General features: G+C 70.6%; 24 protein-coding genes and 1 pseudogene. 18 read left to right on the top strand and 7 right to left on the bottom strand.

The window, feature by feature from the left end:
* The first annotated feature begins 3 nt into the window (after positions 1-3).
* The 4 genes from dapB to NR792_RS19070 are packed head-to-tail and all read left to right on the top strand — an operon-like array spanning position 4 to position 3489.
* A complete protein-coding gene (dapB, locus tag NR792_RS19085; RefSeq protein WP_375761438.1) occupies positions 4-822 on the top strand; it encodes a 4-hydroxy-tetrahydrodipicolinate reductase in 819 nt (272 codons plus the stop codon).
* Positions 819-1586, top strand: a complete 768-nt coding sequence (locus tag NR792_RS19080; protein WP_120530005.1) for a fumarylacetoacetate hydrolase family protein — start codon at positions 819-821, stop codon at positions 1584-1586. The genes dapB and NR792_RS19080 overlap by 4 nt, the downstream gene beginning before the upstream one ends.
* A complete protein-coding gene (gene folK / locus NR792_RS19075; protein WP_375761437.1) occupies positions 1583-2122 on the top strand; it encodes a 2-amino-4-hydroxy-6-hydroxymethyldihydropteridine diphosphokinase in 540 nt (179 codons plus the stop codon). Before NR792_RS19080 ends, folK begins: the two co-directional genes overlap by 4 nt.
* Entirely contained in the window at positions 2119-3489 is a 1371-nt protein-coding gene (locus NR792_RS19070; RefSeq protein WP_375761436.1) for a tetratricopeptide repeat protein, read from the top strand. The genes folK and NR792_RS19070 overlap by 4 nt, the downstream gene beginning before the upstream one ends.
* Positions 3490-3502: 13 nt before the next feature.
* On the opposite strand, the gene NR792_RS19065 is transcribed toward NR792_RS19070, so the two are convergent.
* A complete protein-coding gene (locus NR792_RS19065; protein ID WP_375761435.1) occupies positions 3503-4579 on the bottom strand; it encodes an SIS domain-containing protein in 1077 nt (358 codons plus the stop codon).
* 137 nt (positions 4580-4716) lie between these two features.
* Here NR792_RS19065 and fsa point away from each other — a divergent pair, with 137 nt between their 5' ends.
* The 4 genes from fsa to NR792_RS19045 all read left to right on the top strand — a co-directional run bounded on the left by fsa (position 4717) and on the right by NR792_RS19045 (position 8597).
* A complete protein-coding gene (gene fsa / locus NR792_RS19060) occupies positions 4717-5382 on the top strand; it encodes a fructose-6-phosphate aldolase (protein WP_120530299.1) in 666 nt (221 codons plus the stop codon).
* A 140-nt stretch (positions 5383-5522) separates the two neighbouring features.
* Positions 5523-6659 carry an acyl-CoA dehydrogenase family protein gene (locus NR792_RS19055; RefSeq protein ID WP_207047934.1) on the top strand — a complete coding sequence of 379 codons (1137 nt, stop codon included), beginning with the start codon at positions 5523-5525 and terminating at the stop codon, positions 6657-6659.
* A gap of 132 nt (positions 6660-6791) precedes the next feature.
* Complete coding sequence (locus NR792_RS19050) at positions 6792-7589, top strand: electron transfer flavoprotein subunit beta/FixA family protein (protein ID WP_120530297.1); 798 nt, start codon at positions 6792-6794, stop codon at positions 7587-7589.
* Positions 7590-7631: 42 nt separating this feature from the next.
* A complete protein-coding gene (locus NR792_RS19045; RefSeq protein WP_375761434.1) occupies positions 7632-8597 on the top strand; it encodes an electron transfer flavoprotein subunit alpha/FixB family protein in 966 nt (321 codons plus the stop codon).
* A gap of 96 nt (positions 8598-8693) precedes the next feature.
* Here the strand turns inward: NR792_RS19045 and NR792_RS19040 are convergent, their stop codons facing one another.
* Positions 8694-9236, bottom strand: coding sequence for a cytochrome c oxidase assembly factor Coa1 family protein (locus NR792_RS19040; protein ID WP_375761433.1), 543 nt, complete (start codon positions 9234-9236; stop codon positions 8694-8696).
* A 113-nt stretch (positions 9237-9349) separates the two neighbouring features.
* On the opposite strand from NR792_RS19040, the gene NR792_RS19035 reads away from it, so the two are divergent.
* From NR792_RS19035 to NR792_RS19020, 4 genes are all read left to right on the top strand, one after another.
* Entirely contained in the window at positions 9350-10327 is a 978-nt protein-coding gene (locus NR792_RS19035; RefSeq protein ID WP_375761432.1) for a GNAT family N-acetyltransferase, read from the top strand.
* 84 nt (positions 10328-10411) lie between these two features.
* Positions 10412-11470 carry a DMT family transporter gene (locus NR792_RS19030; protein WP_375761431.1) on the top strand — a complete coding sequence of 353 codons (1059 nt, stop codon included), beginning with the start codon at positions 10412-10414 and terminating at the stop codon, positions 11468-11470.
* A gap of 76 nt (positions 11471-11546) precedes the next feature.
* Entirely contained in the window at positions 11547-12521 is a 975-nt protein-coding gene (locus tag NR792_RS19025; RefSeq protein ID WP_375761430.1) for an MBL fold metallo-hydrolase, read from the top strand.
* Between the two features lie 36 nt (positions 12522-12557).
* Entirely contained in the window at positions 12558-13175 is a 618-nt protein-coding gene (locus tag NR792_RS19020; RefSeq protein WP_375761429.1) for an MOSC domain-containing protein, read from the top strand.
* An 80-nt stretch (positions 13176-13255) separates the two neighbouring features.
* Here NR792_RS19020 and NR792_RS19015 read toward each other — a convergent pair whose 3' ends face one another.
* The gene (locus tag NR792_RS19015) at positions 13256-14734 is read right to left on the bottom strand and encodes a pentapeptide repeat-containing protein (RefSeq protein WP_375761428.1); all 1479 of its coding nucleotides are present in this window, start codon (positions 14732-14734) and stop codon (positions 13256-13258) included.
* A gap of 44 nt (positions 14735-14778) precedes the next feature.
* Between NR792_RS19015 and NR792_RS19010 the strand changes: the two genes are divergently transcribed.
* Positions 14779-15741 (top strand): RluA family pseudouridine synthase, encoded by a 963-nt coding sequence (locus NR792_RS19010; protein ID WP_375761427.1) that lies wholly within the window; start codon positions 14779-14781, stop codon positions 15739-15741.
* A 30-nt stretch (positions 15742-15771) separates the two neighbouring features.
* Positions 15772-18345: a penicillin-binding protein 1A gene (locus tag NR792_RS19005; protein ID WP_375761426.1), complete on the top strand. Its 2574-nt coding sequence runs from the start codon at positions 15772-15774 to the stop codon at positions 18343-18345.
* 28 nt (positions 18346-18373) lie between these two features.
* On the opposite strand, the gene pyrF is transcribed toward NR792_RS19005, so the two are convergent.
* Both pyrF and NR792_RS18995 read right to left on the bottom strand, forming a co-directional pair.
* Complete coding sequence (gene pyrF, locus NR792_RS19000) at positions 18374-19234, bottom strand: orotidine-5'-phosphate decarboxylase (protein WP_375761425.1); 861 nt, start codon at positions 19232-19234, stop codon at positions 18374-18376.
* 13 nt (positions 19235-19247) lie between these two features.
* Positions 19248-20009 (bottom strand): SDR family NAD(P)-dependent oxidoreductase, encoded by a 762-nt coding sequence (locus NR792_RS18995; RefSeq protein WP_375761424.1) that lies wholly within the window; start codon positions 20007-20009, stop codon positions 19248-19250.
* Positions 20010-20155: 146 nt separating this feature from the next.
* Between NR792_RS18995 and NR792_RS18990 the strand changes: the two genes are divergently transcribed.
* The gene (locus tag NR792_RS18990) at positions 20156-20554 is read left to right on the top strand and encodes a response regulator (RefSeq protein ID WP_375761423.1); all 399 of its coding nucleotides are present in this window, start codon (positions 20156-20158) and stop codon (positions 20552-20554) included.
* 12 nt (positions 20555-20566) lie between these two features.
* Here the strand turns inward: NR792_RS18990 and NR792_RS18985 are convergent, their stop codons facing one another.
* Positions 20567-22318 carry a hypothetical protein gene (locus tag NR792_RS18985; protein WP_375761422.1) on the bottom strand — a complete coding sequence of 584 codons (1752 nt, stop codon included), beginning with the start codon at positions 22316-22318 and terminating at the stop codon, positions 20567-20569.
* A 154-nt stretch (positions 22319-22472) separates the two neighbouring features.
* Between NR792_RS18985 and NR792_RS18980 the strand changes: the two genes are divergently transcribed.
* Positions 22473-23054, top strand: a complete 582-nt coding sequence (locus tag NR792_RS18980; RefSeq protein ID WP_375761421.1) for a hypothetical protein — start codon at positions 22473-22475, stop codon at positions 23052-23054.
* A 4-nt stretch (positions 23055-23058) separates the two neighbouring features.
* On the opposite strand, the pseudogene NR792_RS18975 reads toward NR792_RS18980, so the two are convergent.
* A pseudogene (locus NR792_RS18975) lies at positions 23059-23205 on the bottom strand (sulfatase-like hydrolase/transferase); the annotation flags it as partial.
* 110 nt (positions 23206-23315) lie between these two features.
* On the opposite strand from NR792_RS18975, the gene NR792_RS18970 reads away from it, so the two are divergent.
* Both NR792_RS18970 and NR792_RS18965 read left to right on the top strand, forming a co-directional pair.
* Positions 23316-24260, top strand: a complete 945-nt coding sequence (locus NR792_RS18970; RefSeq protein WP_375761420.1) for a hypothetical protein — start codon at positions 23316-23318, stop codon at positions 24258-24260.
* Between the two features lie 66 nt (positions 24261-24326).
* Entirely contained in the window at positions 24327-24677 is a 351-nt protein-coding gene (locus NR792_RS18965) for a DUF2019 domain-containing protein (RefSeq protein WP_375761648.1), read from the top strand.
* Positions 24678-24967: the final 290 nt, after the last annotated feature.

Here is a 24967-nt window from a genome sequence, read left to right as displayed (position 1 = left end):
GCCATGACCCGCACCGTCATCACCGGCATCTCCGGCCGCATGGGCAGCACGCTGGTGCGCCTGGCGAAGGCCGCCAGCGACCTTCCGGTGGTGGGCGCCACGGTGCGCCCGGGCAGCCCCCTTTCGGGACAGGACGCGGGGCTCGTGGCGCGGCTGGGCACGCCGCTGGACGTGATGGCGCACGACGACCTGGGCCGCGCGCTGGACGGCGCGAAGGCGGACGTCGTCGTGGACTTCACCGGCCCGGAGGCCACGCTGGAGCACGCGCGCATCTGCGCCGAGCGCGGCGTGGCGCTGGTGGTGGGCACCACGGGCTTCTCCCCCGAAGGCCGCGCGCGGCTGGAGGCGCACGGCAAGCGCATCCCCATCGTCGCGGCGCCCAACATGTCCGTGGGCGTGAACCTGGTCATCCGCATGGCGGCGGAGCTGGCGCGCGTGCTGGGCCCCTCGTTCGACGTGGAGGTGCTGGAAGCGCACCACCGCATGAAGAAGGACGCGCCCAGCGGCACCGCGCTCAAGCTGGCCGAGGTGCTGATGGAAGCGCTGGGCCGCACGAAGGACGACCTCACCTTCGCTCGCGAGGGGCAGACGGGCGCCCGGCCGCCCGGTGAGATTGGCGTGCAGGCGCTGCGCGGCGGGGACGTGGTGGGCGAGCACACGGTTTACTTCTTCGGCGAGGGCGAGCGCATCGAGCTCACCCACCGTGCGACGAACCGTGATCAGTTCGCGCAAGGGGCGCTGAGGGCCGCGCGCTGGGTGGCGGGCCGCGCGCCGGGACTCTATGACATGGCCGACGTGCTCGGCCTCCAGGGGAAGACATGACCGCCCGTTACTGCCGCTTCCAGGTCGAGGGCCGCGCCAGCTACGGCCGCGTCGACGGCAACGAGGTGGTGGTGCTCACCGCCGCGCCGTGGGCCGGCGGCAAGGAGACCGGCCTGCGCCGCTCGCTCCAGGGGCTCACGCTGCTCACGCCGTCGGACGCGTCGAAGGTCGTCTGCATCGGCCAGAACTACCGCAAGCACGCGGAGGAGATGGGCAAGCCCATCCCCACGGAGCCGCTCATCTTCACCAAGCCCTCCACCGCGCTCAACGGCCCGGGCTCGCCCATCCGCATCCCCAAGGCGAGCCAGGAGGTGCACTACGAGGCGGAGCTGGCGCTCGTGATTGGCGAGCGCCTGAAGAACGCCGACGAGGCCACCGCCGCGCGCGCCATCTGGGGGCTCACCGCCTTCAACGACGTCACCGCGCGCGACATCCAGCGGAAGGAGATCCAGCACACCCGCGCCAAGGGCTACGACACCTTCGCCTGCGCGGGCCCCTGGGCCGTGACGGGCCTGTCCCCCGCGGACCTGCGGGTGGTGTGCCGGGTGAACGGACAGGTGCGTCAGGATGGCCGAACGTCCGACATGGTGTTCAGCGCCGCCCGCCTGGTCTCCTTCATCTCCCACGTCATGACGCTGCTGCCCGGCGACCTGGTGAGCACGGGGACTCCCTCGGGCGTGGGCGCGCTCAAGGCGGGGGACACGGTGGAGGTGGAGCTGGAGGGAATCGGAACCCTGGTGAACCCGGTTGAGATGGAGCCTTGAGCGCTACCGTCTATGTAGGACTGGGTTCCAATGAGGGCGACCGCGAGTCCCACCTCGTGGCCGCCCTTGCCGCGATGTCCTGCATCGACGCGGTGTCGGTGCTGGGGTGTTCCTCCCTCTATGACACCGCCCCGGTGGGCCCCGCGCAGCCGCGCTTCCTCAACGCCGTGGTGGCGCTGGAGTGCGACCTGACGCCGCAGCGCCTGCTGTGCATCCTCCAGCGCATCGAGCAGGACCTGGGCCGCCGCCGCGTCCAGCGCTGGGGCCCGCGCACCATCGACCTGGACATCCTGCTCTGGGACGAGGAGGACCACTGCGTCGTCGCGGACGCGAACCTCCAGGTGCCCCACCTTGAATTGCACAAGCGCCGCTTCGCGCTGGAGCCCCTGGCGGAGCTGGCCCCTGACGCCCGCCACCCGGTGCTGGGCGTGACGGTGCAGGAGCTGCTCGCGAAGCTCGCCCCCCAGGACGTCCGCAAGCGCGAGGCCCTCTACTGGCCCGACATGGGCGCCCGTTTCCCCGTCCACGAACTATGAGCCTGTCCCTCGTCCTGGCCACGGCCGCGCTGCTCGCGGCCGAGCCCACCCCCCTGCCTCCCGGTCACCCCACGATTCCCCCTGGCACCCAGGCGTCTCCCGCCATGGGCTCGGGCTCCGGTGCCGCCAACGGCGCGCTGCCTCCCGGCCACCCCACGATGCCCGCGGGCTCTCCCGTGGCGCCGGGCACGCCGCTGCCGTCGGGCCACCCCACGGTGGACGCGAACAAGCTGCCGCCCTCCGCCGAGGAGCTGATGAAGCAGCTCGACTCGTCCGAGGGCCTGCGCGAGCGGGAGAAGACCTTCGAGATCGCCTCGTCGCTGGGCAAGCTCTACTACACGAACGGCCGCAACGCGGAGGCGCTGACCTACCTGGGCCAGGCGCAGGCCAAGGCGGAGGGGCTGCGCTCGCTGTTCCTCGCGTCGAAGAAGAAGCTGGGCAAGGCCCCCATCGCCACCCCGGAGGCCGCGAGCTGCGGCTTCACGCCGGGCCAGCCGCTGGACGCGATGGAGGCCGTGGCGCAGGCCCGCGCGAAGTCCGGGGACGCCGCGGGCGCCGCCGCCTGCGCTCGCGCCGCGCTGGTGCCCGCGCTGGACGTGGACGTGGTGCGCGGCAACGCGCTGTACCTGGGCGGTGACAGCGCCAACGCGCTCAAGGCGTACGCGCGCGTGCTGGAGGTGGAGCCCCGTCACGAGGAGGCGCTGTACGCGCACGCCTCGCTGCTCTTCGAGACGAAGGGCGAGGACCTCCAGGCGCTCAAGTCCGCGCGTGAGGGCTTCGACGCGCTGGTGGCGGCGTACCCGCAGTCCCAGCGCGCGCCCATGGCCCGCGAGCTGAGCGTGCGCATTGAAGAGACGGTGAAGGCGGGCGGCCGCAAGAAGTGGCTCGCGTCGCGCGCCGCGGACCGCCAGGTGCGCCTGTCCCAGTCCACCGCGCAGGCCGCCGCGATGCCGCCGGACGCGCCGCGCCCGCTGACGCCGGAGATGGTGGACGCGGTGAAGAACACGGAGCGCACGCCGGAGCTGGAGGCGGGCCTCACGAAGCTGGTGGAGGAGGGCGAGGAGCACCTGGCGCGCGGCCGCTACCAGGAGGCCCTGGCCAACTACACCCGCGTGGTGCCCTTCCAGCCGGAGAACGGCCGCGCGAAGGCGGGCATGGCCTGGGCGCTCGTCGGCCTGGGCCGTCCCATGGGCGCGCGCGTGTGGGGCGTGGCGCTCCAGTCGGACGCGGGCGCGGTGGAGAAGCTGGGCGACACGCTGCTCGCCAAGGGCGACGCGAAGGGCGCCAAGGCCCTCTGGGAGAAGCTGGCCCAGGACGTGCCCAACTACCCCAACAAGGCCGCGCTCCAGGCGAAGCTGTCGCAGTAGCCCCGCGGCTTTCTTAGACGAACTTCGCCGCCAGCAGGTCCTGGACGTCGAGCAGGCCCACCGCGCGGCCCTCGACGTCCACCACGGGCAGCTGGTCCACCTTCAGCTCGCGCATCTGCGTGGCGGCGGTGAGCACCAGCGTGTCCGGGGTGATGCAGCGCGGGCGCTTGCCCATCACCTGGCGCACCGGCACCTCGAAGTCCGTGTGCCCCCGCTCCACCAGCCGGCGCAAATCCCCGTCGGTGAAGATGCCCTCCAGCCTCCCGTCGCGGTCCACCACGCACGCGGCGCCCGGCCGGCCCGGCGTGTTGGTCATCACCACCACCGCCTGGGACAGCCGCGCGGTGTCCAGCACCAGCGGGTTCGCGGGGCCCGTGCGCATCAGCTCGTAGACGCGCAGCACGGAGCGCCCCAGCTTCCCGCCCGGGTGCAGGAGCGCGTAGTCGTCCCGCCCGAAGGGGCGTGAGCGGAGCAGCGTCATCGCCAGCGCGTCGCCCACGGCGTGCAGCGCGGCGGTGGACGCGGTGGGGACGAGGCCCATGGGGCAGGCCTCTTCAATCCGGCCGATGTCCAGCACCACCTCCGCGCCCTTCGCGAGCGCGCTGTCCGCGTCCCCGGTGAGCGCCACCACCGGCGTGCCCATGCGCTTGAAGAGGGGCAACAGGCGCAACAGCTCCTCCGTGCTGCCGCTGTTGGACAGCGCGAGGATGACGTCGCCCGGGCCCACGCGGCCCAGGTCGCCGTGCACGGCCTCCGCGGGGTGGAGGAACACGGAGCGGATGCCCGTGGACGCCAGCGTGGAGGACAGCTTCTGGCCGATGTGGCCCGCCTTCCCCATGCCCGTCACCACCACCTGGCCGGGGCACTCGCGCACGAGCTTGAGCGCGCGCAGGAACGCGTCCCCCAGCCTGTCCGTGACGCCGAGGATGGCGCGGGCCTCCGCCTCCAGCACGCCCCGGGCGTACGTGAGCGCGGCCTCGTCGTCGGCGCTCCGGGACTCAGGCCGCACGGGGGCCGGGGAGGGCGCGCGGCCGGGGAGGGCGCGCAGGCGGGGCTGCTTCTTCGCGGTGGAGCGGGGGGCGCGGGCCATGGCTGGGCGCTACCTCTAACCCAGCCTCCCCGTGGGCGGCCATCCTTGACGCATGGGGGGGCCTGGGCTACGGCCTGCCCGCCCGGCCGCCCGTGGCCGGGGAAACCTGTTTCATCACCGGAAACCAAGGGGACGGCATGAAGTTCTTCATCGACAGCGCGGACGTCGGCGAAATCCGCAAGGCCCACGAGATGGGCTGCGTGGACGGCGTCACCACCAACCCGTCACTGCTGGCCAAGGTCGGGCGCAACCTGGAGGAGACCATCCGGGAGATCTGCTCCATCGTGGACGGTCCCATCAGCGCGGAGTGCGTGTCGCTGACGGCCCCGGAGCTCATCAAGGAAGGCCAGGGCCTGGCGAAGATCCACGACAACGTCGTCGTGAAGATTCCCATGGGCGTGGAGGGCATGAAGGCCGTCAAGGCGCTCACCGCCGACGGCATCCGCACCAACGTCACCCTCTGCTTCTCCGCCAACCAGGCCCTGCTGTGCGCCAAGGCCGGCGCCACGTACGTGTCGCCCTTCGTGGGCCGGCTGGACGACATCTCCCAGGACGGCATGGAGCTCATCGCCCACATCCTGGAGATCTACCAGAACTACGACTTCACCACGCAGGTGCTGGTGGCCAGCGTGCGCAACCCCGTCCACGTCCTCCAGGCCGCGCGCCTGGGCGCGGACGTCGCCACGCTGCCCTACAACGTCATCACCCAGCTGGCGAACCACCCCCTCACCGACGCGGGCATCCAGAAGTTCCTCGCGGACTGGGAGAAGGTCCCCAAGCAGGCGAAGCCCGCCGGGAAGTAGCCGCCCGGTCGTCTCCCCCGCCGTTCCGGTGTCCCTGGAACGACGGGGGGACCCTCGCGGGGGCTGGCGCCACGACGCCGGGAGCGGTATGGCAGGGGGAGCGGATTGATATTTGAATCAACCCTCCCGGAGCCCCGCCCATGGATTTCCAGCTCAGCGAAAACCAGCGCGCCTTGCAGGAAGCCGCGCGCAAGTACGCCCGTGAAGTGGTGCGTCCCAAGGCCCCCCACTACGACGAGACCTCGGACTTCCCCAAGGACCTCATCTCCGCGGCCTTCGAGCTGGGCCTGCTGAACATGGCCATCCCGTCCGAGTACAACGGCGTGGGCCTGACGCACCTGGAGCAGGTCATCGTCTGTGAGGAGCTGGCGTGGGGCTGCGCGGGCGTGGCCACGTCCCTCATCGCCAACGACCTGGCCAACCTGCCCATCATCCTGGCCGGCACGGATGACCAGAAGAAGCGCCTCTTGGCCCCCTTCGGAGAGAAGCTGAAGCTCAGCTGCTTCTGTCTCACGGAGCCCGCCGCGGGGTCGGACGTGGCGGCCATGGGCACCACCGCGCGCCGCGAGGGCGACGAGTACGTCCTCAACGGCAGCAAGTGCTTCATCACCAACGCCGGCTACGCGGACCAGTTCACCGTGTTCGCCACGCTGGACAAGGGCAAGAAGCACAAGGGCATCACCTGCTTCGTCGTGGAGGGCCGGCCCCAGGGGCTGACCACCGGCAAGCACGAGAACAAGATGGGCCAGCGCGCCAGCAACACCACCACCGTCACGTTCGACGAGGTGCGCGTCCCGGTGAAGAACCGCATCGGTGAAGAGGGCGAGGGCTTCAAGATCGCCATGGCCACGCTGGACAACAGCCGCCCGCTCACCGCGAGCATCTCCATCGGCATCGCCCGCGCGGCGCTGGAGCACTCGCTGGAGTACTCCGCCCAGCGCCAGACGATGGGCAAGCCCATCCGCGAGCACCAGGCCGTCCAGTTCATGCTGGCGGAGATGGCCATGAACACCCACGCCGCGCGCCTGCTCACCTACGAGAGCGCCCAGGTGCTGGACGAGGGACAGCGCAACACCCTCCAGTCCAGCTATGCGAAGTGCTTCGCCGCGGACATGGCCATGAAGGTCGCCACGGACGCCGTGCAGGTCTTCGGTGGCTACGGCTACATGAAGGAATACCCCGTGGAGAAGCTGATGCGCGACGCCAAGCTCATCCAGGTCTACGAGGGCACGAGCCAGGTGCAGCGCCTGGTCATCGCGAAGGAACTGTTCAGGTAGAAAAGCAAAACTGTGCCCGGCGGGGCTTTCCCGTTGCCGCCGCCGTGTACGGATGTCTATTACTCCGGCCCTGATGCGCGACGCGTCAATGCGCCACCATTTCCAAACACTCCCCACTGAGGAGAGCCCGCCGTGAAGATTCTCGTCACCGCCAAGCGCGTGGAAGATCCCGAGTCGAAGATCAAGGTGAAGCCGGACGGCTCGGACATCGTGAAGGAGGGGCTGAAGTACAAGATCAACCCCTTCGATGAAATCGGCGTGGAAGAGGGCCTGCGCCTTGCCGCGAAGCACACCGGCGAGGTGGTGGTGGTGTCCATCGGCGGCAAGGAGGTGCAGGAGCAGCTGCGCCACGCGCTGGCCATGGGCGCCAACCGCGCCATCTGGGTGAACCACACGGGCCCGCTGGATCAGCTGGGCATCGCGGGGCTGCTCCAGAAGGTCGCGGAGAAGGAGAAGCCGGACATCGTCCTGCTGGGCAAGCAGTCCATCGACGACGACCAGAACCAGGTGGGCCAGTACCTGGCGGAGTTCCTGGGCTGGGGCCAGGCCACGTTCGCCTCCAAGGTGGAGTCGCTGGAGAGCGACCAGGAGAAGAACAAGGTCCCCGCGGTGGTGCTGTCCGCGGACAAGAAGAGCGTCCAGGTGGTGCGTGAAGTGGACAACGGGCTCGCGACCCTGGAGGTCCAGCTGCCCGCGGTCGTCACCACGGACCTGCGCCTCAACCAGCCGCGCTACGCCAGCCTCCCGGGCATCATGAAGGCCAAGAGCAAGCCCATCGAGGAGCTGACCCCGGCGGGCCTGGGCGTGGACGTGGCGCCGAAGATCCAGGTGCTCAAGCTGGCGTCGCCCCCGGCGCGCAAGGCGGGCATCAAGGTGCCGGACGTGGCCACCCTGGTGGAGAAGCTGCACAACGAGGCGAAGGTCGTCTGACCCGCGCTGCCAACCCTTCCAACGATTCCGGAGACAGACACCATGTCCATCGTCCTCATCGTCGCCGAGCAGCAGCCGGACGGGAACCTGCGCAAGGCCTCCCTGAACGCCATCGCCGCGGGCAAGCAGCTGGCTGACAAGGCCGGCGCCGAGCTGCACCTCGTCCTGTTGTCCAAGGACCCGTCCAAGCTGGCGGAGGAGCTCAAGGGCTCCGGCGCCAAGGTCATCCACACCGCGGCCGCTCCCGAGCTGGAGCACTACCTCGCCGAGACCTACGCTCCCGTCGTCGCGGGCCTGGCGCAGGAGCTGAAGGCCACCTTCGTGGGCGCGGCCTCCACGGCGCAGGGCAAGGACCTGCTGCCGCGCGTCGCCGCCCGGCTGAAGGCCGCCATGGCCACCGACATCACCGCCATCAACGGCAGTGGCGCGGACATCACCTTCACGCGCCCCATGTGGGCCGGCAACGTGTTCGCCGAGGTGAAGCTCTCCACGCCCGTGCAGGTCATCAGCATCCGCGCCACGGAGTTCGCGGCGGTCGCTGGCGCGGGCGCGTCCGCGGAGGTGAAGTCCTTCCAGCCGAAGCTGGAGGCCTCCAAGACGAAGTTCGTGTCCTTCAACGAGGTGAAGAGCGCCCGTCCGGAGCTCACCGAGGCCAGCGTGGTTGTGTCCGGTGGCCGCGGCACCAAGGGTGACTTCAAGGAAGTCGAAGCGCTGGCGGACCTGCTGGGCGCCGCGGTGGGCGCGTCCCGCGCGGTGTGCGACGCGGGTTGGGTTCCCAACGACCTGCAGGTCGGTCAGACGGGCAAGGTCGTCGCGCCCAAGCTGTACATCGCCGCGGGCATCAGCGGCGCCATCCAGCACCTGGCGGGCATGAAGTCCTCGAAGACCATCGTCGCCATCAACAAGGACCCGGAGGCGCCCATCTTCCAGGTGGCTGACTACGGCCTCGTGGACGACCTCTTCAAGGTCCTGCCCGCGCTGCGCGAGGGCATCCAGAAGCTGAAGTAGTCCGCTTCCGCCTTCTCAAGGCGGGCCGTGACACCGTGGGGCGCGTCGCCGGGATTGCTTCCCGGGGGCGCGCCCTTCGTCGCGTCTGGCGGCGGCCTACAGCTCGATGTCGGGGTCCTGGCCGGGCTTCTTCTCCGCGGGCGGCTCGGGGGCTTCCGGCTCCAGCTCATGGGGCACCTCCTCCTCTTCGGAGGGCGCGTCGCCCGTGTCGAGCAGGTCGATGCGCTGGCCGTCCTGCACCTGGACGTAGAGGGTGCGGAACGTCCACGCCTCGCCGTTCTTGTCGGCCACGGCGTGGAGGTTGCCGTCCGCCTTGGGGCCGTCCAGCGGGACGACGAACTCCGCGTGGGTGCGGCCGTTGACGGTGCTCACCTGGGTGTTGCTGGGGAAGCCCGCCTTGAAGGTGCCGCCCAGGGCCTTCTGCACGTGCGGGTCCTCCTGGGCCTCGGCGAGGGCGTCCGTGTACGCGCCCATGTCCTTGAAGGACGAGTAGCCCCAGCCCACGGCGATGGCGACGAAGCAGAAGCACGAGCCCACCATCCCCAGACAGCCCACGGGCACCGCCCACTTCCAGTTGCGGCTCCACCACCCCTGGCGGGGCACGGGTGCGTAGTCACCCTCGGGCATCGTCGGCGGCATGGGCCCTCCTGGCCTGGACCTGGGGCCGTGTCATAGCCGGTTCCGGACGAAGCGGAAGTGGGGCCTGCACCCAGTGCGGGTTTCGGGGGCGCCTTCATGACAGAGTGGGTGTCATGCCCTCTGGTGGCGTCTCGACGGCCGAGCTCGCGGACCTGCTTGCGGCGCTGCCCTTCGGCCACCGGCTGTGGGTGCGCGGCATGGGGCGGTGTCTCTACCCGCTGCTCCGCAGCGGGGACGCGGTGCGGCTGCTGCGCTGCGGGCCGGAGCGGCTGGCGCGCGGGGACGTGGCGCTGGTGCGGCACGGGCCCCGGCTGGCCGCGCAGGTGGTGCTCTCCACCCGGCCCTGGGTGACGGAGTCGCTGTTGGGCGGCACGGACGTGGCGGGCGGGGAGCTGGTGGGGCGCATCATCGCGCTCAAGCGGGGGCGGTGGGTGGTGCGGCTGCCCCGGCCCACGCGGCCCGCGCTGTTCCTCATGCAGCGCACCCTGTCCGGCGTCTGGACGAAGCCCGCGTCCCGGGCGGTGTTCCGCCACCTGCGCGACCTGTTCTCCGGGTGGACGAAGCCGCTGCGCCGCCACTTCGTGGGCCCGCTCGAAATCCGGCTGGTGCGCCCGGATGACCTGGACGCGCTGCTCGCCTTCGCCACCGAGAGGCTGGTGGTGTCCGGCACCTTCCTGCGCCGCCAGCTGCGCGACCGGTGGGGCCTGCCGCCGGACCAGCGCGTGGGCGCGGCGGCGGGCGCGTTCGACGCCGAGGGGCACCTGCTCGGCTTCGCCTGGGCGGATGACTACCACCAGGAGGGGCTGGCCCTGGACGGCTTCTGGGTGCGCTCGCTGGTGGTGTCCCCCCGGGTGCGGCGCATGGGCGTGGCCACCGCGCTGGTGCGGTGCCTGGTGCAGGAGGTCCAGCGGCAGGGCGCGGACCGGCTCCACGCGGACATCGACGAGGACAACACCGCGTCCTTGAGGACCTTTTCCGGCCTGGGCTTCCGGCCCGCGCCGGAGGCGCTGACCGTCGCCACGAACCAGCAGTGGGACGCGGCGGGCGGAAGCAAGCGACTGGTCGTCCTGGTGCGTCCGCTTCCGGGCTGACGCCCGACCCGGGGTTGCACCCTCCAGCCACCTGGGCCAGAAGCACCCCCGTCCCGTCCCCCGCGTTTGCTGCTCGCGCGGCGGATGGGCGAGGCCACGGAGCTCATCATCGCGCTGGACGGCGGGGGCCACGGGCTGGAGGGTGTGATGCTGCTGGGCGTCCACGCCGTCCCCGGCGTGGCGTTCTTCTTCATTCCGGAGTGGGGCGGGAGTCGACTGGTGACGCAGGAGCAGACTGGGGCGCGGTGGAAGGCGGACGGGGCGCTGTTGCTCCTCACCGTCTTCTGGGGGCTGACGTTCGTGGTGGTGAAGGACGCGCTCGCGTTCGCGGACCCCTTCACCTTCATCACCCTGCGCTTCGTCGTGGGCGCGGCGGTGCTGGCCGTCATCGCTCGTGGGCGGATGTTCGCGCCCGGCATCGTTCCCAAGGGGCTGCTGCTGGCGACGGTGTTGTTCCTGTGCTTCGCGCTCCAGACGGTGGGGCTGCAGACCACCACGCCGTCGCGCGCGGCGTTCCTCACCGGCCTCAACGTCCTCTTCGTCCCGCTCCTGTCCATGGTGCTGCTCAGGCGCCTGCCCCGGTGGGGCACCAGCGTGGGCGTGGTGCTGGCGGCGCTGGGCCTGTACTGGCTCACGCGGCCCACCCCGGATGACGCGCTGCCGGGCGGCGTGGGCGGCCTGCACCTGGGGGACTGGCTGTCCATCGGGTGCGCGCTGGCGTACGCGGGGCACATCCTCCTCACCGAGCGCTTCGCCTCCAGGGACAACGCGGTGGGCCTGGTGGCGGTGCAGCTGGTGGGCGTGGCGGTGATGTCCGCGCTGTGCCTGCCCTTCGTGGAGCGCAAGCTGGAGTGGTCCCAGCCGCTGGTGGTGGCGGTGCTCACGTGTGGCGTGCTCGCGAGCGCGGTCGCCATCCTCGTGCAGACGTGGGGCCAGGCGCGCACCAACGCGGTGCGCGCGGCGCTCATCTTCGCGATGGAGCCGGTGTTCGCCTCGGCCTACTCCGTCGCGGTGGGCCGCGAGGTGCTGGGCCTGAAGGAGTGGCTGGGCGGCGCGCTCATCGTCGTGGGCGTCTTCGCGTCGGAGCTGGGCACGGTGGTGTGGGACGGATGGCGGGCACGGGGCCGCACGCCCGCCGCCTGAGCATGCGACGCGCGGGGTGGGGTGGCCCGGCCGGGAGCGCGAGCGCCCGGGCCGCGCTATAGACAGCGCCCATCCCATGAGCGTGGAGCTGAGACGAAACGGCCTGCACCTGACGGGCACGCCCCTGTCGCTGGACGCGAAGCGCAAGTCGCCGCTGTCCTTCGTCAGCCACGGTCACTCGGACCACATCGCCCGCCATGAGAGCACCATCGCCACCGCGGCCACGCTGCGCTTCATGGCCCACCGGCTGGGCCCGGTGGCCTCCGCGCTGTCCGTGCCCTTCCGCCGCCCGTTCGAGCTGGGCTCGCTGCTGCTGGAGCTCCTGCCCGCGGGCCACATCCTGGGCAGCGCGCAGCTGCGCGTCACCCGCGCGGACGGCAAGCGCATCGTCTACACGGGGGACCTGAACACCGCGCCGTCGCTCACCGCGGAGGCGACGGAGGTGGCCACCTGCGACACGCTGGTCATCGAGTCCACCTTCGGGCACCCGCGCTACCGCTTCCCGCCGCGCCCGGAGGTGCTGGGGCAGGTGGAGACGTGGCTGCGCGCGCAGCTGAACCGGGGCGTGACGCCGGTGCTCCTGGGCTATCCGCTGGGCAAGAGCCAGGAGGCGATGAAGCAGCTCGCCGGCCGGGGCTTCATGCTCGTGGCGCACCCGTCCATCTTCGAGGTCGCGGAGCTGTACGCGGAGCTGGGCGTCCCCATCGAGAACCTGCGCCGCTACGACGGCCGCGTGGAGCCGGGCGAGGTGCTGTTCTTCCCGCCGCACCTGGCGCGCGGCGGGGCGCTGGCGCCGCACTGGCCCCGGGCCACGGCGGTGCTCACCGGCTGGGCCATGGACCCCGGCGGCGCGCGGCGCTACGGCGCGGACGTGGCCTTCCCGCTGTCGGACCACGCCGACTTCCCGTCGCTGATGCGCTACGTGAAGGACACCGGCGCGCGGGACGTCATCACCTGCCACGGCTTCGCGGAGGAGCTGGCCCAGGCACTGCGGGACGCGGGCACGGATGCCCGTCCGCTGGGCAAGCCACAGCAGATGGCCCTGTTTTGATTTTGCCGCGTCGGCGTGTTGGAACGGGCGCCCGATATGCCCACTCCTGCTCCCTCGCTGACCGGACACCTGGCCAACGTGCTGCTGTGCACGGACGCTGAACCCAAGCGCTTCGTCACCCGGGAGGTGCCTGAAGTGAAGGTCACCTTCGAAGGCATCGAGGGGGACCGGCACGCGGGCCTCACGCGCAAGGCGGACGTGCGCGTGCCGTGGTTCCCCAAGGGGACCCTCATCCGCAACACCCGGCAGCTCTCCGTGGTGTCGCGCGAGGAGATGGTGGAAGTCGCGCGCGCGCTGGGCGTGCCGCACGTGCTGGCGTCGTGGCTGGGCGCGAACCTGGAGCTCGTGGGCGTGCCGCGCCTCACGCACCTGCCGCCGGGGACGCGGCTGTTCTTCCCGGAGGACGCCACGCTGGTGATGGAAGGGGAGAACCTCCCCTGCGTGCAGCCGGGCCGCGTGATTGAAGCGCACCACCCGGACATGAAGGGGCTCGCGAGCCGCTTCGTGAAGGCCGCGTGGCAGAAGCGCGGGCTGGTGGGCTGGGTGGAGCGCCCGGGCCTCATCCGCGCGGGCGACGAGGTGCGCGTGATGCTGCCGCCGCCGGTGACGTACTCGCTGCCCTCCGCGCCGTCGGAGTCGGAAGCGGTGGGCTGAGGAAAGCAGAAGGCCCGGCGGGAGGCGCTTGGAAGCGCCTCCGACCGGGCCCTGCTGTCACGTCAGTGCGTCGGAGTGCCTCAAGCCTCCGGCGACTGGACGATGAGCTTCTCCTTGCCGCACACGTCGCAGCGCACGTGCACGAACAGGTCGTCGTCGCTCTCCTCGGGCACCTCGCCCTCGGGCACGCCCAGCTCCGCCTTGGCCAGCGCCGGCACCTTGGCCGGGATGTCCTGCGCCTTGAGCGACTGCACGTAGGTCATCTCGCGGTCGTGGCACTCGCGCACTTCTGGCCCGGACAGCCACTGCGGCTCCATGCCCTCCGGCAGCCGGCTGAGCAGCTCCAGGTTCGACACGGACTCCGCCAGGTACGCCAGGCGGCGCAGCCGCGCCTCCTCCGGCAGGGCCGCGAACACCTGGAAGCCCTCCAGGAGCGCCTGCCGGTCCTCGCCCGTGGCCGCGTTCGCCAGCTCCAGCGACGCGTCCGCCGACTCCAGCGCCTCGTCCCAGTTGTTCTCCGGGTTGAAGCCCGCCTCCAGCAGCGACGTGTACAGCTGCGCGGCGGCCAGCCGGCGACGCACCTCGTGCACGTGCTCCACCACCTCGTGCGTCAGGCGCAGCTCCAGCAGCGCCCCCGTGGTGCGCGGATCAATGGAGCCCGTGAGGTCGTCCACCTCCACCTCGGTGCGCAGCTCGCCCTTGAGCTGCTTCGCCGCGGCGAAGCGGAACAGCGGCAGCACGCCCACCTCGCGCAGGTACACCGCCGCGACGTTGGCCTCCTTGCCGCCCATGCGCAGCGCCTTCTGCGCGCGCTCCACCGCGCCCGGGTCCGCCGCGGGCTTCTTGTTCTCCAGCCGCGTCTTCACCGCCTCGCGGTAGAGCGTCTCCAGGGAGCTGCCCGGCGGCAGCCGCTGCGGCAGCAGCGGACGCAGGCCCGGCACGTCCAGCACCCAGAGCGGGGGCGCGCCCACGCGCTTGAGCGCCCGGAAGAAGAGCGAGCCCGGCGGGTCCTGCGGGCGGAACGGGGGCAGCTCGTCCGGGTGCGCGGAGCCCGCGCCGTCCATCGCGCCGCCAGCGCCGTGCGACTGGCCCAGCATCTTCTCGCGCTGTTCGCGCGTGAACGCCGTGATGCCCTGCACCGGCGGGGGCGGCGGCGGCGGGGCCTCCTCGCCGTCCAGGCCCGTCACGCGGTCCATGTCCACGTCGTCCAGCTCCAGGTCGTCCAGACCCTTGGCGCCCGTGAAGTCACAGCGCAGCAGCTTGAGCTTTTCGAAGACACAGCCTTCCAGGTTGGCGCCGCGGAAGTCGCAGTCCTGCAGGCGGCCCCCGTGGAAGTAGGCGTTGGTGAGGTCCGTCTCCCGGAAGTTCATCTTCGACAGGTCACAGCGCTCCCACTCGGAGCCCACCAGCTCCAGTCCGGAGAGGTCCGCGTTGGCGGAGAACAGCTGCGTGAACGTGGCGCCCGTTTGGCCGGTGGGCGCCTGGCCGGACTTGCGCAGCTTGTTCCATTCGGCGGAACCGTTCTGGAGCAGCTTCTCGATAGTTGGGGCTTTCGGCATGGACCCCGAATTATTCGTGTGCTCTGGTCCAGGCGCCAGCACAAATGATCGAGTACCGAATCGAAGCCGACACCGTCGGGATGCGGCTGGACAAGCACCTGCGCAAGCGGATGCCCAACGTCCCCGTCAGCCACCTCTTCAAGATGATCCGCACCAAGAAGGTGCGGGTGAATGGCAAGCGCGCGCAGCCAGAGCAGTTGCTTGCCGAAGGAGACGTGCTCACCATCCGCGGCACCGAAGAGCAGCTCACCCTGGCGGAGCGTCCGAAATCGGACCGTCCGCCCCCCCCGCCGCCACCGGTAGACCCCTCCCGGCTGGTCATCCTGAAGGAAGACGACTGGCTCATGGCCGTGGACAAGCCCAGTGGCATGGCCGTCCATACCGGCAGCGGCATCACCGGGGGCACCCTGGTGGACTACGTGCGCGCCTACCTGGGCCCCAAGGCCACCCGGAACGACTTCACCGCCTCACCCGCCCACCGCCTGGACCGGGAGACCTCCGGCGTCATCCTGGTGGCCAAGCGCCGCCCGGCGATGGTGCATTTCACGGAAATCTTCACCCACGGCCACCCGAAGAAGCGCTACCTCACCCTGGTGAAGGGGAAGATGCCCAGGGACTCGGGCGTCATCGACCTGCCGCTCGCCGAGCACCAGCAGACGGCCGAGTCCAAGGCCCGTCGGGGAGTGAACATGCAGGAGGCCGTCACCCGCTGGAAGGTCGTGCGCCAGTCGAGCGAGGCAGCCCTCCTCTCCTGCACCATCGAGACCGGGCGCACGCATCAGATAAGAAGGCACCTGGTCGCCGTGGGGCACCCGGTGGCGGGTGACAAGAAGTACGGAGACTTCGCCTTCAACCGCGACGTGCGGGCGCGATGGGGGCTCAAGCGTTTGTTCCTGCACGCCGAGCGCATCGAATTTCCGCACCCCGAGGATGGCAGGAAGGTCGTCGTGGAGGCCGCAATGCCAGCCGAATTGACGGACGTGCTGAAGCGGGCGGCGCTCCTCTAAGCCTTGAGCCCAGGACTCGACAGAACACGCATGTCCGACCCGAAGATTGACCGCAGCCGCTCCAAGCTGGTGCTCGACGGCGTTCCGCCCAAGCGCAACATCCTCGTGCGCTTGATGAAGCTCGTCGCCGTGTTGGGCCTCATGGGCGCCACCGCGGGCGCGCTCTCCGTCGTGGGCGCCTACTACATCTTCTCCGACGGGCTGCCCGCCATCCCGAAGGTGGACGAGTACTGGCCGCCCATCGTCACGGAGGTCTACACCGACGACGCGGTGCTCGCGGGCGAGTTCTACAACGAGCGGCGCAAGGTGGTGCCCTACGAGCGCATCCCCAAGCGGCTGGTGCAGGCGTTCATCGCCAGCGAGGACTCCAGCTTCTTCGACCACTTCGGCGTGGACGTGCTGGGCACCACGCGCGCCGTGTCCAAGACGGTCATGACGAAGCTGGGCCTGCGCGCCGGCGGCGTGCAGGGCGGCTCCACGCTCACGCAGCAGACCGCGAAGGCGGTGCTCATCTCCGCGGAGGGCTACAAGGAGGCCACCGCGAAGACGCCCAAGCGCAAGATTCGCGAGGCCATCCTCGCCTTCCGCCTGGAGCAGGCGCTGACGAAGGAGGAGATCCTCTATCTCTACCTGAACAACGTCTTCCTCGGGCACCACAGCTACGGCGTGCAGAGCGCGGCGGAGAACTACTACCGCAAGGACGTGCGCGACCTGACGCTGGGGGAGATGACGCTCATCGCGGGCCTGCCCCAGGCGCCCAGCCGCTACTCGCCGTTCCTGCGTCCGGAGGCCGCGAAGAGGCGCCGCTCGTACGTGCTGGGCCGCATGCTGACGGAAGGGATGATCTCCAAGGAGGAGCATGACCAGGCCAACGCGGAGCCGGTGAAGGTGTACCCGGTGGAGGACGTCTTCCACGAGTTCGCCCCGTACTTCGTGGAGCAGGTGCGCAAGGACGTGGTGGACCGCTACGGCAACCCCGTGCTGCTCAAGGAAGGCCTCAAGATCTTCACCACCATGGACAGCGAGCGGCAGCGCGCGGCGCAGGACTCCGTGCTGGACGGCCTGATGTCCGTGGACAAGCGCCAGGGCTGGCGCGGCCCGGTGATGCAGCTGGCCACCGACGCTGAGCGCAACGCCTTCCTCGCCAAGGCGAAGAAGGCCATGGGCAAGGAGGAGCTCGTCGACAACCGCCTCTACGTGGGCGTCGTCACCCGCATCGACGAGGACGGCAAGGGCGCGGACGTGCAGGTGGGGCCGCACCAGGGCCGGCTGCCGCTGTTGGGCATGCGCTGGGCGCGCAAGGTGAACCCGGAGAGCTACTACCCGGCGAGCATGATCACCTCCGTCAAGAAGGCCGTGACGGTGGGCGACGTCGTCGTCCTGCGCCACGTGACGAAGAAGGAGCTGACGGACGACCGGGAGCAGTGGGACAAGAAGCTCGCGGAGGCCATCCCCGAGGAGGGCGTGAAGCTCTTCCGGCTGGAGCAGACGCCGGAGGCGCAGAGCGCGCTGGTCTCCATCGACCCGCATCGCCAGTACCTCACCGCGATGGTGGGCGGCTACGACTTCGACGACAACGAGTTCAACCGCGCGTTCCAGGCGTGCCGCCAGCCGGGCTCGTCCTTCAAGCCGTTCGTGTACTCGGCGGCGCTGGAGCAGCTGGAGTGGACGGAGGCCACCGTCATCGTGGACTCGCCCATCGTGGAGCACGACCCGGACAACAAGGTGTCGTGGAAGCCGGCGAACTACAGCGAGGAGTTCGTGGGTGACGTGCTCCTGCGCACCGCGCTGGTGAACTCCATGAACATCCCCGCGGTGAAGACGTTCGGCGCGGTGGGCGTGCACAACATGGCGGAGTGGTCCAAGAAGCTGGGGCTGACGACGCCCATGAACATGGACTTCTCCGCGGCGCTGGGTTCGTCCTGCGTGTACCCGTTCGACCTGGCAAGCGCGTACGCGACCTTCAACCGCTACGGCCGCAAGAAGCCCACGTACTTCATCCGCAAGGTGGAGGACCGCTTCGGGCGCACGCTGGAGGACCACACCGCGTTCGACGACGCGTGGGCGCCGCTCCAGGACCGCGTGGCCGCGGGCTACGCGCGCCTCTTCGAGCCGGGTGAGCAGGTGATGAGCCCGGAGACGGGCTTCATCCTCACGCACCTGCTGCGCGGCGTGGTGCTCCAGGGCACCGGCGGTCCCGCGCAGAAGCTGGGCAAGCCGGCGGCGGGCAAGACGGGCACGACGAACGACTCCTTCGACGCGTGGTTCGCGGCCTACACCAAGGACCTGGTGACGGTGGCGTGGGTGGGCTACGACCTGAACCCGCACCCGCTGGGCCGCTACGAGACGGGCGGCCGCGCGGCGCTGCCCATCTGGCTCAACTACATGAAGCGCGCGCTGGAGGGCCGGCCGCAGCCGGAGTTCTACCCCTGGCAGTCCATGCAGCTGGCGCGGCTCTACATCGACAAGAAGACGGGCAAGGTGTCCCATCCCGGCTCCAAGGGCGCGGAGCTGATGTTCTTCAAGAAGGGCACCGAGCCGAAGGAGGCCGTGCCCGACAAGAACCAGGTCGGCGTGGATCAGTTCATGATGGGCGCGCAGTAGCCACCGCGCGCCTCATCGCAGTGCCCCTTCAGGCGCCTTCGCGGAATGCACGCGAGGGCGCCTGATGTGCTTCCAGGGCTCGCTTCAGCGCGGTGACCTCCGGCCCCGCCTCCAGCACGGAGCGCGCGGCGGTGGGAATCACCTGCCGCTCGCGGCCGGAGAAGAGCTTGGGCAGGTCCGCGAAGCCCGCGCCCTGCGAGCCGATGCCGGGCGTGAGCATCAGCGCGCCGCCCAGCCGCTCCACCACGTCGCGGTCGGCCGGGGGCAGGGTGGCGCCCATCACCGCGCCCGCGGGGAACACCCCGCGGCCGGCCTTGTCGTTGAGCTTGCGCAGGCCGTCCGCCACCGCCTGGGCCACGGTGCGGCCGTCGCCGCCCACGGCGTTCTGCAGGGGGACGCCTTCCGGGTTGGACGAGCGCACCACGATGAAGGCGCAGGCGCCGTGGTAGCGCGCGCGCTCCACCGTCTTCGCGAGCGCGTCCAGGCCCAGGTACGCGGTGAAGGTGGCGGCGTCCACGTCGTAGGCGCTGTCCTTGCCGAACAGCGATTCAGCGTAGGCGTCCATGGTGGACCCGATGTCGCCGCGCTTCACGTCCAGCAGCGTGAGGGTGCCCGCCGCCCGGAAGCGCTTGAGCACGCGCTGGAGCACGACGAGCCCTTCGGGGCCGTGGCGCTCGAAGAAGGCGCTCTGGGGCTTGACCACCGCGAGCGTCTCGCCGGCCGCGTCGGCCAGCCGCTCGCAGAAGTCGGACAGGCCCCGCGCGGTGTCCGGCAGGCTCCAGCGGGCGAGCACGTCGCGGGAGGGGTCCAGGCCCAGGCAGAAGGGAGAGCGCTCGTCGGCGAGCTGCTGGAAGCGCTCGGCGAAGGACGGGGGCGGGAGTGTCGTCATGGCCAGGCTCCTCTCACTTCAACCGGCGCGCGGTGGCGTCGAACAGCGGGTTGGGCATGACCTTCAAGAGGCGCATGGGCGTGGCCAGCTGCCAGGGGAAGGTCACCTCCGCGGCGCCCGCGAAGATGCCCTTGCCCATGCGCTCCACCGCGTCCTCGGTCTCCAGGAGGAAGGGCATGGGGAAGTTGTTCTTCGCAGTGAGCTCGCTCTTCACGAAGCCCGGGTAGACGCACGTCACCTGGACGCCGGTGCCCTTCAGGTCCACGCGCAGGCTCTCCATGAAGGTGGCCAGGAAGGCCTTGGACGCGGAGTAGGCGGCGTGGCCCGCGAGCCCCCGCATCCCCGCGAGGCTGGACACGCCGACGATGTGGCCCCGGCGGCGCTCCACCATCCGCGGCAGCACCGCGCACAGCGTGGCGGCGGCGCCGGTGACGTTGGTGTCGATGATGGCGCGCGTGCGCTCCCAGTCCATGCGCTTGCCGTGCGTGGGCCCGCCGATGCCCGCGTTCGCCACCACCAGGTCCAGCCCGCCGCACTCCGCGTCGATGGCGCGGATGCGCTCCTGGGAGGCTTCCGCGTGGTTGACGTCCATGACGACGGGCTCCACCGCCGCGCCCGCGGCCTGGGCCTCCGCGGCCAGGGCCTGCAGCTGCGACAGCCGCCGTCCCGTCGCGAACACGCGCACGCCGTGCTTCGCCAGCCACAGGGCCAGTCCACGTCCCAGCCCGCTCGAGGCGCCCGTCACCAGCGCCGTCCGGTAGGTCATCTCCGCCATGCCGTCCTCCAGGGGTGTCGCAGTGGCCTGCCTTGTCGCACGGTTGCGCGCCCGAGGGCACGCAAAACCCCTCCCCTCACCGGAGGACGAGGTGCCTTCTTCGGCGCGTTGACACCTTGAAGACCTGGGGAAGGGGAGTTTCGGTCATGCCCTGGTGGAACCGCATCCTCGTGGTGGACGACGACCTGGACCTGCTCCGGGCCTACAAGGAAGCGCTGGAGCTGGACGGGCACGAGGTGGCGCTGGCGCGAAACGGCTTCGAGGCGCTGCGCCTCCTGCGGCAGGGACTGCGCCCGGCGCTCATCCTCCTGGACCTGATGATGCCGGGGATGAACGCGTGGTCCTTCCGCCTGCGGCAGCTGGAGGACCCGGCGCTCGCCTCCATCCCGGTCATCGTCCTGTACTCGCAGGACGCGGGCGCTCGCGCCATGAGCGCCCTGGGCGTGGAGGGCCTGCTGGAGAAGCCGGTGGACCTGGACGTGCTCCTGGCCGCGGTGGCGGCCTACGTGAAGCCCACCGGGGCCGTGGCCCATCATTCCCAGTGAGGGACGGGGCCCCTACCGGAACGGCGGCACCGGCTGGCCCTTGAACCACTCCGTGGCCTTCATGAGGTGCAGGTCGTGCTTGCCGGGCCGCAGCTCGATGCCGCCCGTCACCGCGCCCAGCGTCGCCAGCAGGGCGCCCGTCATGTTGCCCTGCACGAGGTCCAGGTGCCCTTCCAGGGAGAAGCCGTCGCCCTTCGCCTTCAGCTCGCGCAGCTGGAGCCCGCGCTCGTCGATCTGCACCTGCCCCGTCACCTCCACCTTCGGGATGTTGAGCAGCGACGTGAGGAAGCCGGGCAGCTTCTTGGACGACGTGATGAGCGCCACCAGGGGCTGCGTGTCGGTGAGCTGGCTGGCGAAGCGCGCCTTGAGCACCGTGGGGGACAGGCTGAGGCTGGCGCGGGGCAGGGTGAAGTTCCCGCTCCACGCGCGGATGGGCACGTTGCCGTTGGACGACACCTGGCTCAGCCGCAGCGTCGTGCCGCTCAGGCCCAGCTCCGTCATGTCCCAGGACAGGTGCCGCGCGTCCACCTCCACCTCCGCGCGCAAGAGGACCTTGTTCTGTCCCATGCGGCCGGAGACGAGGTCCGTGTCCATGCGCAGCTCCAGGGTGTTGCGCGCCTTCGCGCCCTTGGCTGGCTCCTCGCTGCGAATGGTCACGTGGCCGGAGTCGATTTCGAGCGTCTGTCCCAGCCACGGGTTGAGCACGCGCAGGTCCAGGGGCTTGCTCTTCGCCACGCGCAGCTCGGGCTCCAGGTCCAGGCCCGCCTGGCCTTCGCGCCGCCGTGCCAGCACGGTGAGGGCCACCTCCGGCACCTCCACGTCGTTGCCCCGGGCGCCCGACACGCGCACGGGCGCGAAGGCCAACCGCACCGTGCCGGAGGGCGGCCCCTGCTGCCCGGCGGGCATGGACGCCTCCAGGCTCCACGGGGCCTGCGCCCGCATGGGGCCCGCGCGCAGGTCCAGCGTCGCGCCGGAGGCCTTCAGCTGGCTGCCGGGCTCCAGGGTGTTGCGCTGCATGCGCACGTCCAGGTCCACCCGGCCGGCGCCGCCGCGAAGGGACACGGGGGCGCTCGCGCCCAGCTGGTCGTTGATCCAATCCAGCGGCAGCACGTCGAGGTGTGTCTTCACCTGGCCACTGAGGGCCTGGGAGAGGTCGTAGCCCTTGCCGGGCCGGAAGGGCGCGTCGAGCAGGGCGCGCGAGTCGAGCGACTCCAGCCTCGCGACGCGCTTGCCGTCCACCTCGATGAAGCCCTCACTCACGCGCACCGACGGCAGGTCCACCCGGAGCCGTTCGCGGGACTGGAGGTTCAGCGTGCCGGTGACGTCCAGCGCGCCCGCGAAGCGCACGCGGCTGAAGTCCAGCTCGCGCACCTGGTGCAGCGTGACGTCCTTCAGGTGGATGACCCAGGGCTTGCTGCTCGGGGCGGACGGCTGTTCGGGCGCGCCGGACGGCTCCAGGTGGAAGGTCGCGCCATGTCCGTCGATGCCGTCCACGTCCACGCGCTTTCGCAGCAGGCCCGTGAGCGACATGCCCGCCTCCAGCGCGTCCACCTCCACCTTCCACCAGACGTCCGCGTCCTGCTGGGTGAGGGTGAAGCCCTTCAGGTGGAGCCGGCCCACGGGCCACAGCCACCACGCGCGCTGCCACGTCAGCTGCGTGCGGTCCGTCGCGCGGCCCATGATGGCCTGGGTGACGCCGGTGTTGAGCGCGACGTTGAGGGCCACTTCCAGCACCGCGACCGCCAGCAGGGCCCACAGCGCCACGCGGCGCCAGCGCCTGCTTCGAGGGGCTGCGACGGGGGATGGGGTGTCGGTCATGTCGCGAGGTTCCGGGGCCGGAAAGAGGCCCCTGGATGCCTCAAGCCCCCGACACGCACAAGGCGTGTTTCCTGGCGAAGCTGGATTAGAAACACCGCCCATGGACAAGGCCACCCGTGACCATTTCGCCAACCTGCGCAGCCAGGACGCGGACTCCCGCTATGCCTCCTTCCGCCACGTCATGGAGGTGACGCAGGCGCCGGTGGACTGGGCCGCGGAGGTCTGGGACGGACTGCTGGCGCTGCTGAAGGAGGGCGACAACCACCAGCGGGCCATCGCCGCGCAGGTGCTGGCGAACCTGGCCAAGAGCGACACGGAAGGCCGGATGCTGAAGGACCTGGACCGGCTCATGGCCGCGACGAAGGACGAGAAGTTCGTCACCGCGCGGCACTCGCTCCAGGCGCTCTGGCGCGTGGCGACGGCGAGCGAGCCCCTGCGCAAGGCGGTGGTGGGCCGCCTGAAGAAGCGCTTCCAGGAATGCGCCACGGAGAAGAACGGGACGCTGATCCGCTACGACATCCTGGAAGTGCTCCGGAAGACCCACGACGCCACGCCGGATGACTCGCTCCCGAAGCTCGCCGTGGAGCTCATCTCCCAGGAGGAGGACCCGAAGTACCAGAAGAAGTACTCGGGCCTCTGGAAGGACCTCTTGCCCAAGCCGAAGCGCGGCGCGAAGGCGTAGGGGCCTTCGCGCCGGGCATGCCGACCTTGGTGAGGCCGGTGATGAAGGCGGCGCGGCCCGCGGTGCAGCTCTGCTGGGCGTAGTAGTCGGTGAAGAGCGCTCCCTCCTTCGCCAGCCGGTCGATGTCCGGCGTGTGGTAGCCCATGCCGCCCAGGGGGGCGGCGTGGCGGGCGGCGGGCATGGCTGGATGTCATTCATTGTCCCGGTGTCCCCAGGGCCACATCCTCCTGGGGAACCCCCAGGGGAAGGACGGGTGTGCGGATGGGAAGCACGGGCCGCACGGGACCCATCGAGGCGCTTCGCAACCTCACGGTGTCACTGCAGAAGCTGGCGGCGCGCGAGATCGCGACCGGCGTGGTGCGCGGCACGGCCGAAGGGATTCGCAAGGAGCTGCCGGACGCGGATGGGCAGCTGCACGCGTTGCTCCAGGACGTGCTCACGGTGCTGGCCCGTCTGGCGCACGAGGCCGCCGAGCGTGAATCCGGGGCGCCGGCGGTCGCGACCCAGGAGTTCGCGGGCGCCGCCATGGAGGGGGCGCTGAAGGCGCTGGAGCGGGAATGGAACGACGGGGGCCTGCCCCTTCATGGCTTCATGGTGCGCCTCAATCACCTCTTCGACGAGGTGGTGATGTTCGCCCACTCCCGCACGGATGAGATCCGCGCGCCGGGGGAGCGGGCGCAGGTGATGGCCCGGGGCGTGGTGAAGGCGGCCACGGAGCAGCTGCACGAAGCCCTTCCTGTCATCCTGGAGGATGCGCGCGGCCTGTCGCCATTGGGAGAGGAGGTGGCCTCCAAGGTGGGCCGGGGGCTGGTGGTGGGCGTCGAGTCCAAGCTGCGCGAGGACTCCGGGCTGCTGCTGGGGCTGGTGGAGCGAGCGGGGCAGGGGCTGGTGCGCGGACTGGCGGCGGGCCTGCGCGAGGAGCTGGCGTCGAGTCCAATGGCCTCCGGCGAAGCGCTGGCGACGCTCGCCGAGCGCACCGCCGCCGCGACCATGCGGGGGGCTGGGAGCGCGCTCACGCAGGAGGAGCTCCGCTGGCGGGAGGCGCCGCGCAACCAGGAGCTGGTGCGGCGCACGAGCCGGGAGATCACGGCCGGAGCACTGGAGGCTCTGGGCGCGAAGCTGCGGCGGCCCCTGATTGCCCTCGCAGGCGCGGGCAGTGCGCTGATGGCCCTGACCGTGCTGTCCGCGCGCTGGCGCCACGCGTAAGACCACCTTCATTCCAAGCCAGGACGCCCGAGGGGTGACACGGGATGTCCGTATAGATTACTCGTGATGGAGCTGAAGGAACTCGTGGAGCAGTTCGCGCACCATGTCGTGGCCCAGAACGAGGCCCTGTTCCGCGGGGACGCGAGGGCGGGCAACAAGCACGCCCGGAAGTACATTGCCGCGGTCAGCAAGCTCTTGGAGTCGGGCGACGTTGGCCGTGAGGCCCTTTGTGTGCTGCTCAAGCATGAGCGGATGGATGTCCGTGTAATGGCGGCGGCATTCCTCCTGCGTTACCGCACTGAAGAAGCCAGGTCAGTACTGGAGGAGGCCGCGAAGGGAACAGGGCTCATTCCCTTTGGTGCGCGGCAGACGCTCCAGTATTGGGCCGAAGGCACCTGGAATCTCGACCCGGGGTGAGCAGGCGTTGGCCCGCGTCAGCGGACAGATGCGTGAGACTGAAGGTCCGTGGCGACGGCCTCCACTTCCTCACCAGCTTCATTCCCGGGCGCAGCGCAGGCGGGGGAGGCACATGGCGGGAGCCCGGACAGGAAGGTGGCTGCTGGGGCTCGTGGGGGCCTGTGCTGCGCCGCTTCCTCCTTCGCGCAAACACCGGAGGCTCCCGCCAGTGGCGCGGGAGCCTCTGACTCCCCACTGACGGCCGGGCACAGCGGGCCCTCCTCCCGCGCCCTCCACGCCGCGTTGTGGAG

Source organism: Corallococcus exercitus (assembly GCF_042231735.1).
Taxonomy (GTDB): Bacteria; Myxococcota; Myxococcia; order Myxococcales; family Myxococcaceae; genus Corallococcus; species Corallococcus exercitus_B.
This window is presented reverse-complemented; position numbering and strand designations above follow the sequence as displayed.